19 protein-coding genes and 1 other annotated feature are annotated in these 15,773 nt (G+C 38.0%); of the genes, 17 read left to right on the top strand and 2 right to left on the bottom strand.

What is annotated here, in order from left to right:
• Nucleotides 1-92 precede the first annotated feature (92 nt).
• The 16 genes from CUC15_RS11960 to yajC all read left to right on the top strand — a co-directional run bounded on the left by CUC15_RS11960 (nt 93) and on the right by yajC (nt 12,929).
• Nucleotides 93-860, top strand: coding sequence for a peptidoglycan DD-metalloendopeptidase family protein (locus tag CUC15_RS11960; RefSeq protein WP_114916876.1), 768 nt, complete (start codon nt 93-95; stop codon nt 858-860).
• Complete coding sequence (locus CUC15_RS11955; RefSeq protein WP_114916875.1) at nt 847-1,710, top strand: M50 family metallopeptidase; 864 nt, start codon at nt 847-849, stop codon at nt 1,708-1,710. Before CUC15_RS11960 ends, CUC15_RS11955 begins: the two co-directional genes overlap by 14 nt.
• 70 nt (nt 1,711-1,780) lie before the next feature.
• Nucleotides 1,781-1,861: a sequence feature (ribosomal protein L21 leader region), on the top strand.
• A gap of 13 nt (nt 1,862-1,874) precedes the next feature.
• On the top strand, nt 1,875-2,183 hold the full coding sequence (rplU, locus tag CUC15_RS11950; protein ID WP_114916874.1) for a 50S ribosomal protein L21: 309 nt from the start codon (nt 1,875-1,877) through the stop codon (nt 2,181-2,183).
• A gap of 11 nt (nt 2,184-2,194) precedes the next feature.
• The gene (locus CUC15_RS11945; protein ID WP_114916873.1) at nt 2,195-2,524 is read left to right on the top strand and encodes a ribosomal-processing cysteine protease Prp; all 330 of its coding nucleotides are present in this window, start codon (nt 2,195-2,197) and stop codon (nt 2,522-2,524) included.
• Nucleotides 2,525-2,537: 13 nt separating this feature from the next.
• Nucleotides 2,538-2,828: a 50S ribosomal protein L27 gene (rpmA, locus tag CUC15_RS11940; protein ID WP_114916872.1), complete on the top strand. Its 291-nt coding sequence runs from the start codon at nt 2,538-2,540 to the stop codon at nt 2,826-2,828.
• 158 nt (nt 2,829-2,986) lie between these two features.
• Nucleotides 2,987-3,514, top strand: coding sequence for a Spo0B domain-containing protein (locus CUC15_RS11935; RefSeq protein WP_162800312.1), 528 nt, complete (start codon nt 2,987-2,989; stop codon nt 3,512-3,514).
• A 14-nt stretch (nt 3,515-3,528) separates the two neighbouring features.
• Nucleotides 3,529-4,809 (top strand): GTPase ObgE, encoded by a 1,281-nt coding sequence (obgE, locus tag CUC15_RS11930; RefSeq protein WP_114916870.1) that lies wholly within the window; start codon nt 3,529-3,531, stop codon nt 4,807-4,809.
• 377 nt (nt 4,810-5,186) lie between these two features.
• Nucleotides 5,187-6,038, top strand: coding sequence for a prephenate dehydratase (gene pheA / locus CUC15_RS11925; RefSeq protein ID WP_114916869.1), 852 nt, complete (start codon nt 5,187-5,189; stop codon nt 6,036-6,038).
• Between the two features lie 256 nt (nt 6,039-6,294).
• Nucleotides 6,295-7,347 carry a SafA/ExsA family spore coat assembly protein gene (safA, locus tag CUC15_RS20665; protein ID WP_278309172.1) on the top strand — a complete coding sequence of 351 codons (1,053 nt, stop codon included), beginning with the start codon at nt 6,295-6,297 and terminating at the stop codon, nt 7,345-7,347.
• 274 nt (nt 7,348-7,621) lie between these two features.
• Nucleotides 7,622-8,353, top strand: a complete 732-nt coding sequence (locus CUC15_RS11910; protein ID WP_114916868.1) for a YebC/PmpR family DNA-binding transcriptional regulator — start codon at nt 7,622-7,624, stop codon at nt 8,351-8,353.
• A 154-nt stretch (nt 8,354-8,507) separates the two neighbouring features.
• On the top strand, nt 8,508-9,119 hold the full coding sequence (ruvA, locus tag CUC15_RS11905; protein ID WP_114916867.1) for a Holliday junction branch migration protein RuvA: 612 nt from the start codon (nt 8,508-8,510) through the stop codon (nt 9,117-9,119).
• An 18-nt stretch (nt 9,120-9,137) separates the two neighbouring features.
• On the top strand, nt 9,138-10,136 hold the full coding sequence (gene ruvB, locus CUC15_RS11900) for a Holliday junction branch migration DNA helicase RuvB (protein ID WP_114916866.1): 999 nt from the start codon (nt 9,138-9,140) through the stop codon (nt 10,134-10,136).
• A gap of 2 nt (nt 10,137-10,138) precedes the next feature.
• The gene (locus CUC15_RS11895) at nt 10,139-10,330 is read left to right on the top strand and encodes a DUF2905 family protein (RefSeq protein WP_114916865.1); all 192 of its coding nucleotides are present in this window, start codon (nt 10,139-10,141) and stop codon (nt 10,328-10,330) included.
• A gap of 21 nt (nt 10,331-10,351) precedes the next feature.
• Nucleotides 10,352-11,380 carry a tRNA preQ1(34) S-adenosylmethionine ribosyltransferase-isomerase QueA gene (gene queA, locus CUC15_RS11890; protein WP_114916864.1) on the top strand — a complete coding sequence of 343 codons (1,029 nt, stop codon included), beginning with the start codon at nt 10,352-10,354 and terminating at the stop codon, nt 11,378-11,380.
• 25 nt (nt 11,381-11,405) lie between these two features.
• A complete protein-coding gene (gene tgt, locus CUC15_RS11885) occupies nt 11,406-12,548 on the top strand; it encodes a tRNA guanosine(34) transglycosylase Tgt (protein WP_114916863.1) in 1,143 nt (380 codons plus the stop codon).
• Between the two features lie 123 nt (nt 12,549-12,671).
• Nucleotides 12,672-12,929: a preprotein translocase subunit YajC gene (gene yajC / locus CUC15_RS11880; protein ID WP_114916862.1), complete on the top strand. Its 258-nt coding sequence runs from the start codon at nt 12,672-12,674 to the stop codon at nt 12,927-12,929.
• A 142-nt stretch (nt 12,930-13,071) separates the two neighbouring features.
• On the opposite strand, the gene CUC15_RS11875 is transcribed toward yajC, so the two are convergent.
• Nucleotides 13,072-13,452, bottom strand: coding sequence for a TIGR04086 family membrane protein (locus CUC15_RS11875; protein WP_114916861.1), 381 nt, complete (start codon nt 13,450-13,452; stop codon nt 13,072-13,074).
• A gap of 355 nt (nt 13,453-13,807) precedes the next feature.
• Nucleotides 13,808-15,361, bottom strand: a complete 1,554-nt coding sequence (gene spoVB, locus CUC15_RS11870) for a stage V sporulation protein B (RefSeq protein WP_114916860.1) — start codon at nt 15,359-15,361, stop codon at nt 13,808-13,810.
• Between the two features lie 110 nt (nt 15,362-15,471).
• Between spoVB and CUC15_RS11865 the strand changes: the two genes are divergently transcribed.
• Nucleotides 15,472-15,765 (top strand): post-transcriptional regulator, encoded by a 294-nt coding sequence (locus CUC15_RS11865; RefSeq protein WP_114916859.1) that lies wholly within the window; start codon nt 15,472-15,474, stop codon nt 15,763-15,765.
• Nucleotides 15,766-15,773 lie beyond the last annotated feature (8 nt).

Below are 15,773 nucleotides of genomic sequence, written 5' to 3'. Positions count from 1 at the left end.
ATGCAACATTCATTTCAAAAATAACCTAATTTTATTCATATGTTTTTATCTCCTACATATACTTGTACAAATGCATGTGAAGGATGAGATATATGGCCAAAGGGGTTAATAAGGTTCGAAAATCAATCGAACAGCGTAAAAAGCTTCGTGGTGTAATTCCTAAGGAAAATGGACAGAAACAAATTTTTCCTAGTATTCCTGAAGAAGAAGAAAAGCATGGCTATTACCCTATTTTTACAGATGCGAGCACTAGTAGGGGGAGAGTGAGTGAAAATCCAATTTCTTCTGGCATTATTTTAAGGGCGCTGCTTTCGACGATGCTCTTCTTCGGGGTTGCTTTGTTATGGCAGGTAGATTCATCAAGCCTGAAAGGACCGAAATTATGGACAAGCAATGTATTGGAGGAAGAATTTCCATTTGCAAAAGTGAATGTATGGTACAGGGATACGTTTGGTGCACCGCTCGCCTTTTCTCCTGGGAATGTGGTCAATGATAAAAATCAAGAAGTATTAGCACTCCCTGTAAGTGGTAATATTACGGAACAATTTAGTGGTGAAGGAATTCGAATTGAACCTGGTGCAGCTGCAGATGTATCGGTATTGCATGAAGGAATTGTTGTATTTGCAGGAAATGATCGTGATACAAATAAAACGGTTGTCGTTCAGCATGCAGATGATAGTATTTCCAGCTACGGATTTTTAAGTGAAATCGATGTTCATTTATACCAATATGTTGCAAACAACCAAAGAATCGGGCAATTTACACCAACAGAGGATAGTGAGACAGTGTACTTTTCAATCGAGAAGGATAACCATTATCTTGATCCGGTTCAGGTGATCCAAGTTGATGACCTTCAATAATAGCCTGCCGAAAATTAAGATTCATCCGATTCTATATGTATTCATTGCTATTTCTATTCTTACTGGTACATTTACTGAACTAGCGATTATACTATCGCTCGTTTTTTTTCACGAACTTGGGCATTTGACAATGGCGAATAGTTTAAAATGGCGGGTTAGAAGAATTATGTTGTGGGTATTTGGTGGGGTAATGGATACGGATGAACATGGGACACGTCCGATAAAGGAAGAGGTTCTTGTTACGCTTGCAGGGCCGAGTCAGCACATTCTTGTGTACCTCTTGCTTTTTATTATATCACCATTTAATCTAGTTCCAGCATCTATACTGGAATTAGCCTTTTATTATAATACCGCAATTCTTTTATTTAATTTATTGCCGGTTTGGCCACTTGATGGTGGGAAGCTCTTATTTTTATTTTTTTCTGCAATAATGCCATATAAGCAAGCGCATCAATGGATAGTACTTGTTTCGATGGGGATAACCATTGCGATAATTGTCCTTCAGCTTTTATTCTTTCCATTTACGCTCAGCGCGATATTTATTATGCTCTTTATATTTCTGGAAAATAGAACAGAATGGAAGCAGCGTTATTATATTTTTATCCGATTTTTATTGAATCGTTATGAAGGGAAGTCTTCTGTTCATACGATCCAGCCGATTAAAGCGTCTGCAAACAGCACTTTTATGGATGTATTTTCTTATTTTAAACGAGAAAAGAAGCATCCAATCTATATTACTTATCCAGATAAACGGCGAATTGTTATTGATGAGAATGATTGTTTAAAAAGCTATTTCCATGACAATCAACACGCACAATCGATCGGAGAAGCATTTCGTTATCAGGAATAGAATAATTGCGATCAATGCTTGACAAGGTTATACAAAACATGATAACATCAATACGTTATTCATCGTAGCACCAGTGCTACAACCGCACAGATCAGGTGAAAGAAACTCGGGGAGAACTCTGGGTACCTGCATGGCGAGTCTGAGTTAATTAAGGAGGTGCAAGTATGTACGCAATTATTGAAACAGGTGGTAAACAAGTTAAAGTTGTAGAAGGTCAAGAAATTTTTGTAGAAAAAATTTCTGCTGAAGCAAATGACTCTGTAACATTTGATAAAGTTCTTTTCGTTGGTGGAGATGACGTTAAAGTTGGTGCTCCATTCGTTGAAGGTGCTACAGTAACGGCTAAAGTTGAAAAACAAGGCCGTCAAAAGAAAGTTACTGTTGTTAAATTCAAAGCTAAGAAAAACTATCATCGTAAACAAGGTCACCGTCAACCATATACTAAATTAGTTATTGAAAAAATCAATCTATAAGGATAATTTATATGATTCGTGTTACTGTATCAAGGTCAAAAAATCAAATTACAGCATTTAAACTAACTGGACATGCAGATAGTGGTCCTTACGGCTATGATTTAGTATGTGCAGGTGTTTCTGCCGTATCGATTGGCACCGTGAATGCAGTGCTGGAATTATGTAAAGCAGACCTGCAAATAGAGCAAGGTGCTGAAGGTGGTTACTTACATGTAACCATTCCACCGTCACTTAATCCTGAAATAATGGCTAAAGTACAGCTCCTATTTGAAGGAATGCTTGTTTCCTTAAAATCGATTGAACTTGAGTATAGCAAATTTATTAAAGTAGAACTTAACTAGGAGGTGCAAAACTATGCTACGTCTAGATTTACAATTTTTCGCTACGAAAAAAGGTGCTGGTAGTACAAAGAATGGCCGTGATTCACATTCTAAACGCCTAGGCGCTAAACGTGCTGATGGACAGTTTGTTACTGGTGGATCTATCCTTTACCGCCAACGTGGTACAAAGATTTATCCAGGTGAAAACGTGGGCCGCGGTGGAGATGATACTCTTTTTGCAAAAGCAGATGGTATCGTAAAATTCGAACGTCTTGGTCGAGATCGTAAAAAAGTAAGTGTGTACCCAGTTGCTCAAGAAGCATAAAAACGGTATATTTAAAACTCCAATCAATTAATTTGGTTGGAGTTTTTTATATTTTGACTCGTTTTTTATTTCTGTTTGCTAATGGTATATAATGTAACGATAATATGAACTTTCCATTATTTTCTGCTATAATGCTTATAGCAATGGGGGGCATAATAATGGAGGAAAAAGATGTTGTTGAGGTATTGCAATATTATCGTCATGATATCATGAATGACTTACAAATTATCAGTGGGTATCTTAGTATGGGAAAGCTAGAGAAGGTAGAGAAGAAGTTTGAGGAGTTATTCTCCTTTTATGAACAGGAACGGAAATTAATGCATTTAAAAGCGCCAAAGTTCATTCTATGGCTAATCCGATTCAATAATCTCTACAATAATTTTCGTTTAACATACAATATTCAAGTAGAAAATACGCAGTTATCCATGATTGATGATATATTAATAAAACAAAGTAAAAAAGTAATGGATTTTTATACTAGTATTTCTAATTTATCGACGTTATATGAAGTAAACATAGATTTAATAAAGAGAAAGAAACCTTCACAGATTGAAGTGAATTTTTCGATTGACGGGCATTTTAAATTGAAACATAACGCAGCGATAATTAGTGATCTAGAGAAGGAATTCGATGTGTATAAAAGAGAAAATCGTCTGGAGTCTAGTTTTTTGATTCCAATTGACTGATGAGGTGAATCGTAATGTTTGTAGATCAGGCTAGTGTGTATGTTAAAGCAGGAGATGGTGGGAATGGACTTGTTGCCTACCGAAGAGAAAAGTATGTTCCATTAGGCGGCCCAGCCGGTGGCGATGGTGGAAATGGTGCGGATATTATTTTTGAAGTTGATGAAGGCCTAAACACATTAATGGATTTCCGTTATAATCGCCATTTTAAAGCGAAGCGTGGAGAAAATGGGATGAGCAAAACCCAGCATGGAAAAAATGCTGCACCACTAATCATATCTGTTCCTCCAGGGACAACAGTTATTGATGAGGATACAGAAGAAGTAATTGCAGATTTAACGACTCAAGGACAGCAAGCCGTTATCGTTAAAGGCGGACGTGGCGGACGGGGGAATACTCGTTTCGTTACACCACGAAATCCTGCTCCAGACGTGGCAGAGAACGGAGAACCAGGTCAAGAAAGAAATATTAAGGTAGAACTGAAGTTGATTGCTGACGTAGGATTAGTTGGTTTTCCAAGTGTTGGTAAATCGACATTATTATCTGTTGTAAGTGCTGCAAAACCAAAGATCGCGGATTATCATTTTACAACTTTAGCTCCGAATTTAGGTGTTGTCGATACAAGTGATCATCGCAGCTTTGTACTTGCAGACCTTCCCGGATTAATTGAAGGTGCATCTGAAGGTGTCGGGCTGGGACATCAATTTTTACGACATGTAGAACGAACAAGAGTAATTGTGCATGTGATTGATATGGCAAGTATGGAAGCAAGGGACCCTTATGATGATTTCCAAAAAATCAACAAGGAACTAGAAGACTTCGATCCGAAGCTTTTAAAACGTCCACAAATTATAGCAGCAAATAAGATGGACATGCCTGGTGCAGAAGAAAATTTGGCAGCATTTAAAGAAAAACTAACCGAAGATATCCCTGTTTATGAGATTTCTGCCCTCACGAGAGAAGGCTTGCGAGACATTTTATTTGCTATTGCCGACTTATTAGATGCAATTCCAAAAGTTGCTCCAGAGATTGAAGATACAGATGAAGAAGTTGTTTATCGTTATCAAAAAGAGGATGCTCCATTCGAAATTACAAGAGACCCAGATGGTGCTTTTGTGATCTATGGTGCCAAAGTAGAAAAACTCTTTAAGATGACGAATTTTTCGAGTGATGGTTCGATTCGTCGTTTCTCCCGTCAACTTCGTGGCATGGGTGTCGATGAAGAATTACGGAAACGAGGAGCAAAGGATGGAGATACCATTCGTTTATTAGAATATGAATTTGAGTTTGTTGAATAATCGAGAGCAAAAGCTTAAAGCTAGTCTAGCGACGTACGGACCGCGCCTCACAGGCGCGTGGGGTGGTTCGATTTTGCTACGTGATGTTGGCGCATTTATTCAAAGATTCCTTCGTAGGATAAAGAAAACGCTTTGAGAGCTTAAGCGAATCGATGATGACTTTCACCACAAGGGTATAAGTGTGGCTAAGCTTCTGGTTTCACCAATCGGCAAGTCTTCTTTAGATTCTCATGAGGTAAGGGAGGTCTCGCTAGAGCATGGGCGCTGGAGCTGGACGAGGCTTCTCTTGTCATAGAAATTGAATTAGGAAAATTTTTATATTTTCCTATTCCTTAGAAAAATAAAGTGCTTTTGAAGGTGCAGCAGGGGGAAATATGATGATAACAATAGGCTATTTAGGACCAAAGGGAACATTTACAAAATTAGCGGTTGATACTGCTTTTAATGATGAAAAAAGACAAAGCTATACTACAATTCCTGAATGTATTGATGCTGTAGATCAAAACCAAATTGAAATTGGCGTCGTTCCACTGGAAAATGCGATTGAAGGTACTGTACAATTAACCGTAGATTACCTTGTCCATCAAGTGCGACTACCAGTTGTTGCTGAGATTGTTGTGCCAATTCAACAGCATTTATTAGTTAGAAAGGATTTCTCGGGCGAATTAAGTACATTAACAGAAGTCCATTCGCACAGTCATGCAATTGCGCAATGTCATCAATTTATTCACCAGCATCTACCTAATGCTAACATTCAATTTTCATCTTCAACTGGTAAAGCTGCTGAATTAGTTAGTGAAAGTAAGGAACCAATCGCTGCAATTGGTAATATTATTGCAGCGAAAGAATATGGACTCGATATTGTCAAGGAAAATATTCATGATTACCCGAATAATCATACAAGATTCCTTGTACTTGCCAAGGATCAATCACTCGTTTCCATTAGTCATCAAGCACAATTAGAACGAACTACCTTAATGATTACTTTACCAAGTGATAAGTCCGGAGCATTGCATCAAATACTATCGGCATTTGCTTGGAGGAAAATGAATCTATCTAAAATTGAATCACGTCCGACTAAAACGGGATTAGGAAACTACTTTTTCATTATTGATGTTGATCAGACTTATGATGATGTATTATTCCCCGGAGTTAAGCAGGAGTTAGAAGCATTAGGATGCAGTGTTGATATTCTTGGCACATATCCTGTATACCATATGAAAATTTAAATGAAAACCGGCTCTAGTATGAATAGGAGCCGGTTTTCACTGTTAATTAGAAGCATAGAAAATATCTAATTGCATAAAGTGCAAATAAGACTGTCACAGAAAGTCTTTGATATATTTAGTTTACTATGAATACAGCTTATTGCTTAGAATATCCTTTTGTTAGTTTTGCGAATCGGTCAACTTTTCTCTTTTTCTTGCATATGTTGGTATAGAGTAATTAGCCCAGTATTTTGTAATGAAAGGAGTTCGGTTCGTTTTGAAAATACACATTGTTCAAAAAGGTGATACACTATGGGAACTTTCCAAAAAATATGATGTAAATTTCGAAGAGTTGAAACAGATAAATTCGCATTTGGCTAGTCCGGATATGATTATGCCAGGGATGAAAATAAAAATTCCAGGTACAACGAAGGCAGTAAAAAAAGAAGCAGTAAAAGTAAAGGAAACACCGAAAGAAACAGTTAAACAACCATACAAGAATACATCTCCAAAGGCAATGCCAGTTATACATGAGGATGATAATAAAGAACACGTCGTAGTAAAGCCTGAAGTTCCAGTCCAGCCAGTACCACAAATGCCCTTACAACCAATCATGCAAATGCCAGTGATGGATCAGGATTTCCATAACTATACGACGATTAATTTTCCACCTATGCCTGTTCATCACCAACCTAAGGAAGTGAAGAAAAAAGAGCATGTAAAGGAAAAACCAGTAGCAAAACCAGTAGCAAAACCAGTAGCAAAGCCAGCACCAAAGCCAGCACCAAAGCCAGCGCAAAAACCAATTTCTAAGCCGAAAGAAAAGGTTGTGCAACCAGCCGCACAGCAACCAGTCCCAATGCCGATGCCAATGCCAATGCCAATGCCAATGCCGATGCCAATGCCAATGCCAATTTGCCATGAACCAATGCCAATTTGTCATGAACCAATGCATCATCCATGTTTTTTTTCAAACGTTCACCCGTGTTTTCCATATCCAGATTTTATACATCCACATATGCATCCACATATGGATCCACATATGGATCCTTATCCGATGCCTCATCACATGTACCCAGCGATGCAAATGCCACAGGATGACGATTGTGGTTGTGGTTCGAACATACCTGTTAGCCCTTATGCAGCGGAACAGCAGATGCATCAAGCACCAATGCCTAATCAAGAGTTTCATCATCAACCAATGCTAAATACCCAGCAAATGTTCCCAACGCAATTTGGAATGCAGCCAGATGCTAATTTTTCTTATCCTAGCCCACCATCTTTTCCTGGAGCGAGGTCGAGACCTGATAATGAAGAGGAAGAACAATAAAACATGACCAGAGACGATTGCAGATCGTCTCTTTTTCAATTTCAATGATTGCATTCTAAACGACGGGAACTGCAGTTCAGTTACTAGTCCCATCAAAAATCGGTTACTTAACTACTTATGTATGATTTGTGGTATGATAAGGGGTAGTGTAATTTATAAATGTACGAATATTTATCTTTGTAGCAGTAAATTTTTCTAAACATGTAACTATTTGATATAGTAGAGTAAAAGACTTTTTAGCAGGAAAGAAAGTTTACAAAAAAGGAGAATGTTTGTGGCTGGTCATTCTAAATGGCATAATATACAAAAAAGAAAAGGCGCGCAGGATGCAAAGCGTGGAAAGATCTTTATGCGCCATGCGAAGGCAATTTATATGGCAGCTAAAGAAGGCGGGGGAGATACGACAACAAATGCTTCTCTCCGCTTGGTAATTGATAAAGCGAAAGCAGACAACATGCCAAATGATAATATTGAGCGTGCAATAAAAAAAGCAACGGGAACATTAGATGGTGCGAACTTCGAGGAACTTACTTATGAAGGCTATGGACCCGGTGGTGTAGCAGTTATCGTCAATGTATTAACTGATAATAAGAATCGTACTGCTGCAGAAGTAAGACATGCATTTAAGAAGAATGATGGTAATTTAGGTGAAAATGGAAGTGTATCCTTTATGTTCGATCGAAAAGGGTATATCGTCATCACGAATGAGGACGGCTTAATCGATGAAGATGAGATTACCCTTGCGGCATTAGAAGCTGGAGCGGATGATATAACTGCTGAAGACGGTGTATACGAAATCTATACAACACCAGATTCTTTTAAAGAAGCTGTTGAACAATTAGAGGGAAATGGCTATACCATTGAAGAGAGTGAAGTAACATTAATTCCGCAAAATTATAATAGCGTCTCTAAAGAGGAAGAAGAGAAAATGCAGCAGCTCATTGATATTCTTGAAGATAATGAAGATGTACAAGATATCCATCATAATCTAGAGTCAACAATGTAAGCTGCTTGAGTTGGGAATTAGATAAACCTGAATTAAACTTCTATTTCTGTAGAAATAGAAGTTTTCCCGCTTTAAAAGACAGAATACTTATAATGAAGTTTCACTTTATTATTTCGGCTCAAAATATGTTAAACTATGGGGAGGTATTTTTGACGTGATTGCATATATAAAAGGAATTTTGTCAAGCATTCAAGATGAATCGGTAGTTGTTGATGTTCATGGCGTAGGGTATGAACTCATATGTGCAAATCCATTTGCATTTCAATCCGCATTAAACGAGGAAATTTTAATTAATACATATCAATATGTTAGAGAAGACACGCTAGTATTATACGGCTTCAAGAACGAGGATGAGAAATATTTATTCAAAAAATTAATTTCAGTTTCTGGTATTGGGCCAAAAGGCGCATTGGCAATATTAGCTTCCGTTGACATTTCGGCTTTTGTATCTGCAGTAGAGCGAGAAGATGATAAATTCTTAACAAGCTTTCCTGGTGTAGGTAAAAAAACAGCAAGACAAATTATTCTAGATCTAAAAGGGAAATTAGTAATGGAGCTTACTGTCTCAGTTGAACAGGATCAAGAGGTTGCAGCTATAACTGGTAGTGAAACCAAATTAGCAATTACCGAAGCGCAAGAAGCATTGAAAGCATTAGGATATACGGATCGTGAAATAAAAGCAGTTATACCAAAACTACAAGCAATGGATAATAAAAATACAGATGAAGTAATTAAAAACGCATTAGCATTATTAATGAAAAATTAGGGAGAGGGGACGTTAATTATGGATGAGCGGATGGTAACAGGAGAGTTGCAAAGCGAAGATGCTACAATTGAGCTTAGCCTTCGTCCCACAACATTGAATCAATATATTGGGCAACATAAGGTAAAAGAGAACCTTAAAATCTTTATCCAAGCGGCAAAAATGCGTGAAGAACCATTGGACCATGTTCTACTATACGGACCTCCTGGATTAGGGAAAACAACCCTTGCGGCTATTATTGCCAATGAAATGGGGGTACAGTTCCGTTCAACATCTGGTCCTGCAATTGAGCGAGCGGGTGATTTAGCGGCAATTCTTTCTTCATTAGAGCCTGGTGATGTATTATTTATTGATGAAGTCCATCGGATACCACGGACAGTTGAGGAAGTATTATATCCAGCGATGGAAGACTTTTTTCTCGATATCGTCATTGGTACTGGTCCAAGTGCACGATCTGTTCGAATCGATTTGCCGCCATTTACATTAGTTGGTGCGACGACACGTGCTGGATTATTGTCGGCCCCATTACGAGACAGGTTCGGTGTAATGAGCAGGCTGGAGTTTTATGAAACAAAGGATCTATGTGCAATCGTCGAACGAACGGCTGATATCTTTGAAATGCCGATTACGAAAGAAGCAGCATTAGAGGTTGCCAGTCGTTCTAGAGGCACGCCACGAATTGCGAATCGCTTATTGAAACGAATTCGTGATATTTCCCAAGTAAAAGGGGAAGCGGAAATTAGTTTAGAAACGACTAGTCTTGCATTAAAAATGTTGCAAGTTGATGATGCGGGCTTGGATCATACCGATCACCGCCTATTACTTGGAATAATCGAAGGATTTAATGGAGGGCCAGTTGGCCTTGATACGATTGCAGCAACAATAGGCGAGGATTCGCAAACGATTGAGGATGTGTACGAGCCGTTCCTTCTGCAACTGGGTTTTATCCAGCGGACACCAAGAGGTAGAATTGTCACACCGAAGGCATATGCACACTTTGGGATCAATAGGCAGGAATAAACATGGGGAAAATCTTTATCATTGTTGGGATTATATTCTTGGTCATCGGAATAATTTGGACGTTTATCGGCAGATTACCTGGAGATTTTAGTTTTAAAATCGGTAATGTTTCAATACATTTTCCGCTCATGACCTCAATAATTATTAGTATTATTTTAACGCTTATTTTATCCATCATCAGCAGGTTTAAATAAGTAGATGTTAGGAGATTTATGATGAATATAGAAGATTTTGATTATCATTTACCAGAGGAACTAATTGCACAAACTCCGTTAAAAGATCGAACTGCATCCCGTTTAATGGTAATTGATAAAGAAAAGAAAGAATTTGCACATAAGCATTTCTCTGATATTAAACAGCATTTACAACCGGGAGACACATTGGTATTAAATGACACACGTGTACTGCCAGCAAGATTGTATGGTATTAAGAAAGATACAGGAGCAAAAATCGAAGTACTACTTCTTCGCCAAGAAGAAAACGATACATGGGAAGTATTGACTAAACCAGCGAAAAAAGTAAAGGTTGGTACGGAATTAGTATTTGGTGATGGGAAATTAACGGCAGTTTGTAAAGGCTTCAAGGATCATGGTGGCCGTATACTTGAGTTTTCTTATGAAGGCATATTTTATGAGGTGCTTGACCAATTAGGTGAAATGCCTCTACCACCGTACATAAAGGAGCAATTGTCAGAAAAAGAACGCTATCAGACAGTTTATGCAAAGGAAGAAGGATCGGCAGCAGCTCCGACAGCAGGATTGCATTTCACTAATGATCTTTTAGCCGAAATCAAATCTATGGGCGTAAACATTGCTTTTATTACCCTTCATGTTGGTTTAGGGACATTCCGTCCTGTTAGTGTCGACACGATAGAAGACCATGAGATGCACTCAGAATTTTATCAGATGACAAAGGAAACAGCGGAACTTTTAAATCAAACGAAAGCAACTGGTGGAAGAATTATTTCTGTTGGGACAACATCAACTAGAACCCTTGAAACGATTGCACGAGACAATCAAGGTGCATTTAATGAATCTAGTGGTTGGACGAATATCTTTATTTATCCACCATATGAATTTAAAGCGATAGATGGGCTGATTACTAATTTCCATTTACCGAAATCAACTTTGATCATGCTTGTGAGCGCGTTAGTTGACCGGGAAACGATACTAGAAGCATATAAAGAAGCAGTTAACGAGAAATATCGTTTCTTCAGCTTTGGCGATGCAATGTTAATCATATAGAAATGAAAGAAGAGGAATAATAAACATGACAACACCAATAACCTATGAGTTAATTAAAACCGATAAACAGACTGGTGCTAGACTCGGACGAGTACACACGCCCCATGGGTCATTTGATACGCCAACATTTATGCCAGTTGGAACATTGGCAACGGTGAAGACAATGAGTCCAGAAGATTTACATTCAATGGATGCAAGAATTATACTATCAAATACGTATCATTTATGGTTACGTCCTGGTGAAGATATTATTCGCGAAGCAGGTGGACTGCATAAATTTATGAACTGGGATGGTGCAATTTTAACTGATTCTGGCGGCTTCCAGGTGTTTAGTTTAAGTGATATGCGGGAGATTACAGAAAAAGGTGTACATTTCCGCAACCATTTAAATGGGGACAAGCTGTTTTTATCGCCTGAGAAGGCGATGCAGATTCAAAATGCATTAGGCTCAGATATTATGATGGCGTTTGATGAGTGCCCGCCATTCCCAGCAACATATGACTATATGAAAGCATCTGTAGAAAGAACATCACGATGGGCAGAACGCTGTCTTGCAGCACATGAACGCAGTGATGTACAAGGATTATTTGGAATTGTACAAGGTGGAGAGTTTGAAGAACTAAGAAGTCAAAGTGCAAGAGATCTTGTATCTCTCGATTTTCCAGGCTATGCGATTGGTGGATTATCTGTTGGTGAGCCAAAGGATATTATGAACCGTATGCTAGAACATACAACACCACTGCTTCCAGTAAATAAGCCAAGATATTTAATGGGAGTAGGTTCTCCGGACTCCTTAATTGATGGCGCAATTCGTGGTATTGATATGTTTGACTGTGTGCTGCCAACAAGAATTGCCCGTAATGGTACATGTATGACATCGAATGGTCGTCTTGTTGTTCGAAATGCAAAATATGCCCGTGATTTTGGTCCGATAGATGAGAATTGTGACTGCCACGTATGTAAAAATTATTCACGTGCATATATCCGTCACTTAATCAGATGTAATGAAACTTTCGGATTTAGACTTACCACTTATCATAACCTGCATTTTCTGGTAAAATTAATGGAGCAAGTACGAGCTGCTATAAAAGAAGATCGACTTGGCGACTTTAAAGAAGAATTCTTTGAACAATATGGTTTGAACAAACCGAATGCTAAGAATTTTTAAAGGATATGTTTTGGTTTGGTAGTTAAGAAAGTATGATAACTTTCTTACTCCATAACTGCAACTAAGGCGTTCGCCTAAAGGCTTAGGCGAACGCCAAGTTTTCTAAAAAGGAGGTGAAATTAGATGGAAATGTTAATATCATTAGCACCAATTATTTTGATGTTCGTGATTTTCTACTTCTTGCTTATTCGTCCGCAACAGAAACGTCAAAAGCAAGTAAGAGAAATGCAGGAAAGTTTGCAAAAGGGCGATACTATCGTTACAATTGGCGGTTTACACGCGACGGTTCATGCAGTTGACGAGAATACAGTTGTTTTGATTACTGAAGGTGGTTCGAAACTTACGTATGACCGTTCTGCAATCCGTGACGTAAATAGATAATAAGAAACAAAGGGAAGTGTGTATTACCTATCTAAAGTCATTTATTTAGGTAATCGAGTACATAGTTGACCTGAAAAAGAAGTTAATACATTGATATTAACTTCTTTTTTTATTCATTACGTATTGCATGTTGCTATTAATTCTACTCACTCCGTGACCCAAAGATGTTTACTCCGATTACACCGCCGATGACTGCTGCTAGCAGATAACCTAAGTGGGTTAGGGACTGCTCCATTGAGAATCCGTGCTGGTAGCCTAAATATTGTACTAGAAAGGTAAATAGCGAAAACCCTAATCCTGTAAATCCACCGATCATCCAGCCTTTCATTTTTCCTTTTGCTCCAGCAATGAACCCACCAATGAATAAAGTTATAAACCCAATAGCAAGTGCAATCCATGATAGGGAGTTTTCATTGAAAACTGTAAATCGAAATAATAATGCAAGAATAATGCTTGAAAGTAATATAAAACTAAATACGAAAATCCACCCATACAATAAAGCAGTAAAGAGATTCCTTTGCATCCTAATTCCCCCTTATGTTTGTCCATGATTATTAACAGTGTATTCAAAAAGATGTTCAAAAAGTCCGGTAAAAATGACACATCGATGTTTCTAGTTGGCTTTCTTTTCCGTTCCTTGGAAAAGAAAAATGCTTTTCCTGCGTGAAAGATCGTTTGCTCACGCTAAAACAGTAAAGGAACTTCTACTAAAACAGTCCACGTCCTGTGGACAACGCAGAAGTCACCACATCCTGTGAAAGCCCGCTACTCAAAGCTACGCCGCCTCGAACTTCTCGTTCCTTTTATCCTTCTTTTAGACACGCACTTCAAATGCATCTAAAATAGAAGATATTTAAAGAGAAACTCATCCACCCTACCTATGAAACAAATTTTTGCAAGAATGGAATCTGTCTTAATTCGTCCTTCGTAATAAATTTTAATAAAAATAGAATAATAATATATATAATGATTAGTACTAATAAGGTGAGGATAAACATCGGAATATTAGCTTGTATGGAATGGTAGAAATCTCTTAAAAACATTCCAACCCCCCAGGTTGATCCTAATAAAACAATCATTTTACAAATATCCTTAAATGGAATCGCATAATCAATTGCTTTCTTTAATGTTGCTAAATGAAGGAGTGTAACTAAAACCACTCCTACTATCATTGCTATTGCAACTCCCATGATGCCAAAGCTTGCATTAGAAGCTAGGAAAAATAGAATGATTAATTTCATAAAGGCGCCAATTAGACTATTCCACATAGCGGGTTTTGCAAGATCTAACGCCTGTAATGTTGCTTGAAGTGGTGCCTGGATATACAATAAGATATAAAATGGAGCCATCAAAATTAAAAATTTACTCGCATTGTCTGTGCCATACATGAATGTTAATAATTCACCTGAGAACAGTGAAATTACGATTGTTGCAATTGCTCCTGATGCAAACGAAATACGAATGGATTGGTGGATGCGATAATGGATTAGTTGTTCTTGTCTCCTTGCATCTGCTTCAGCAATTGATGGTACGAGTGCCACAGATAAAGAATGAGTAATGAAAGTGGGCAGAAAGAGCAGTGGGAGCACATAACCCGTCAATTCCCCATACAGTTTTGTTGCAACTACACTTGAGATTCCGGCTATACTTAAGCTTTGTGCTACTAAGATTGGCTCAAGAAAATTTGAGAATGACCCAACAAGCCTACTCCCCGTACTAGGGAGTGCAATAGAAAGCAATTCCTTTAATGTTGCTTTACTAGACTTAAGATAGGCAAAAAAATCTTTCCTGACTTTTAATGTTTTCTTACGTTTAAATGTATAAATCATAAAAAGTAAGGCGGCTAATTCTCCAAGAATGACACTGAACATTGCACCTGCAGCTGCATATTCTAATCCAAATGGAAGCATTAGATTTACAAAAAAAGCGACACAAGTAATCCGAACAATTTGCTCAATCACTTGTGAATAGCTTTGTGGTTTCATATTCTGTTTCCCCTGAAAGTATCCACGGAGTACAGAGGAGATAGCCACAATCGGGACAATTGGACTTATAGCTAGTAAAGGAAGTAATGTACGGTCATCTGTTAATAATGTCGTTGCGATAAATGGGAGTGCCAAGATCATTACAGTAGTAAATACAACACTGGAAATAGCTGTAATAATTAGAGAAACAACGAGTATTTGTTTTACCTTCACTTGATCGTTTTTCGCATCAGCCTCGGCAACTCGTTTAGAAATAGCGATGGGAAGACCAATCTGAGTCAGGGCGATGACTAGGAAAAGAGTAGGAAGGGCCATCATATAGATTCCAATACCTTCTTCACCCATCAATCGAGCAACAACAATTCGATTAATAAAACCTAAAAAGCGTGTAATCATCCCAGCAAAGATTAAGATTAATGCACCTTGCAAAAATGTTTGTTTCGTCATTTTTGTCAACTACCTTCTCAAAAAATAAAAATTGCTATACAATGATATATATGCAACGTAGTGGGTCAAGCATGACAAGCAAATAAATCTCCGAGAATAGGAGGGGAATCATGACGATTATTCAACAATGCAATGAATGGAAAACAATGGTAGAACCAGTATTAGTGAGTAAAGCAGCAGAGCTTCGATTGATGGGATATTCACAAGCAACTGCAGGGGATGTATGGACATGTCTCGTTGAAAAGGTATGGAAGGGAAACCCTGAAAAGCGGATTCATGAAATTGTACAAGATATTTTTCATTTGGGCTCAGGAATATATTTGAGTTACTTAACGATTCAGTCCTACCAAAACGATGATTTAATGGCTTCAATCGCAGCATTAACTGGCAGCAGTGAAGCTTAGTAAAATAC

This window comes from Oceanobacillus zhaokaii (genome assembly GCF_003352005.1).
Classification (GTDB): Bacteria; Bacillota; Bacilli; order Bacillales; family Amphibacillaceae; genus Oceanobacillus; species Oceanobacillus zhaokaii.
The sequence above is the reverse complement of the archived record's forward strand: the minus strand, read 5'-3'. Positions and strand labels throughout refer to the sequence as shown.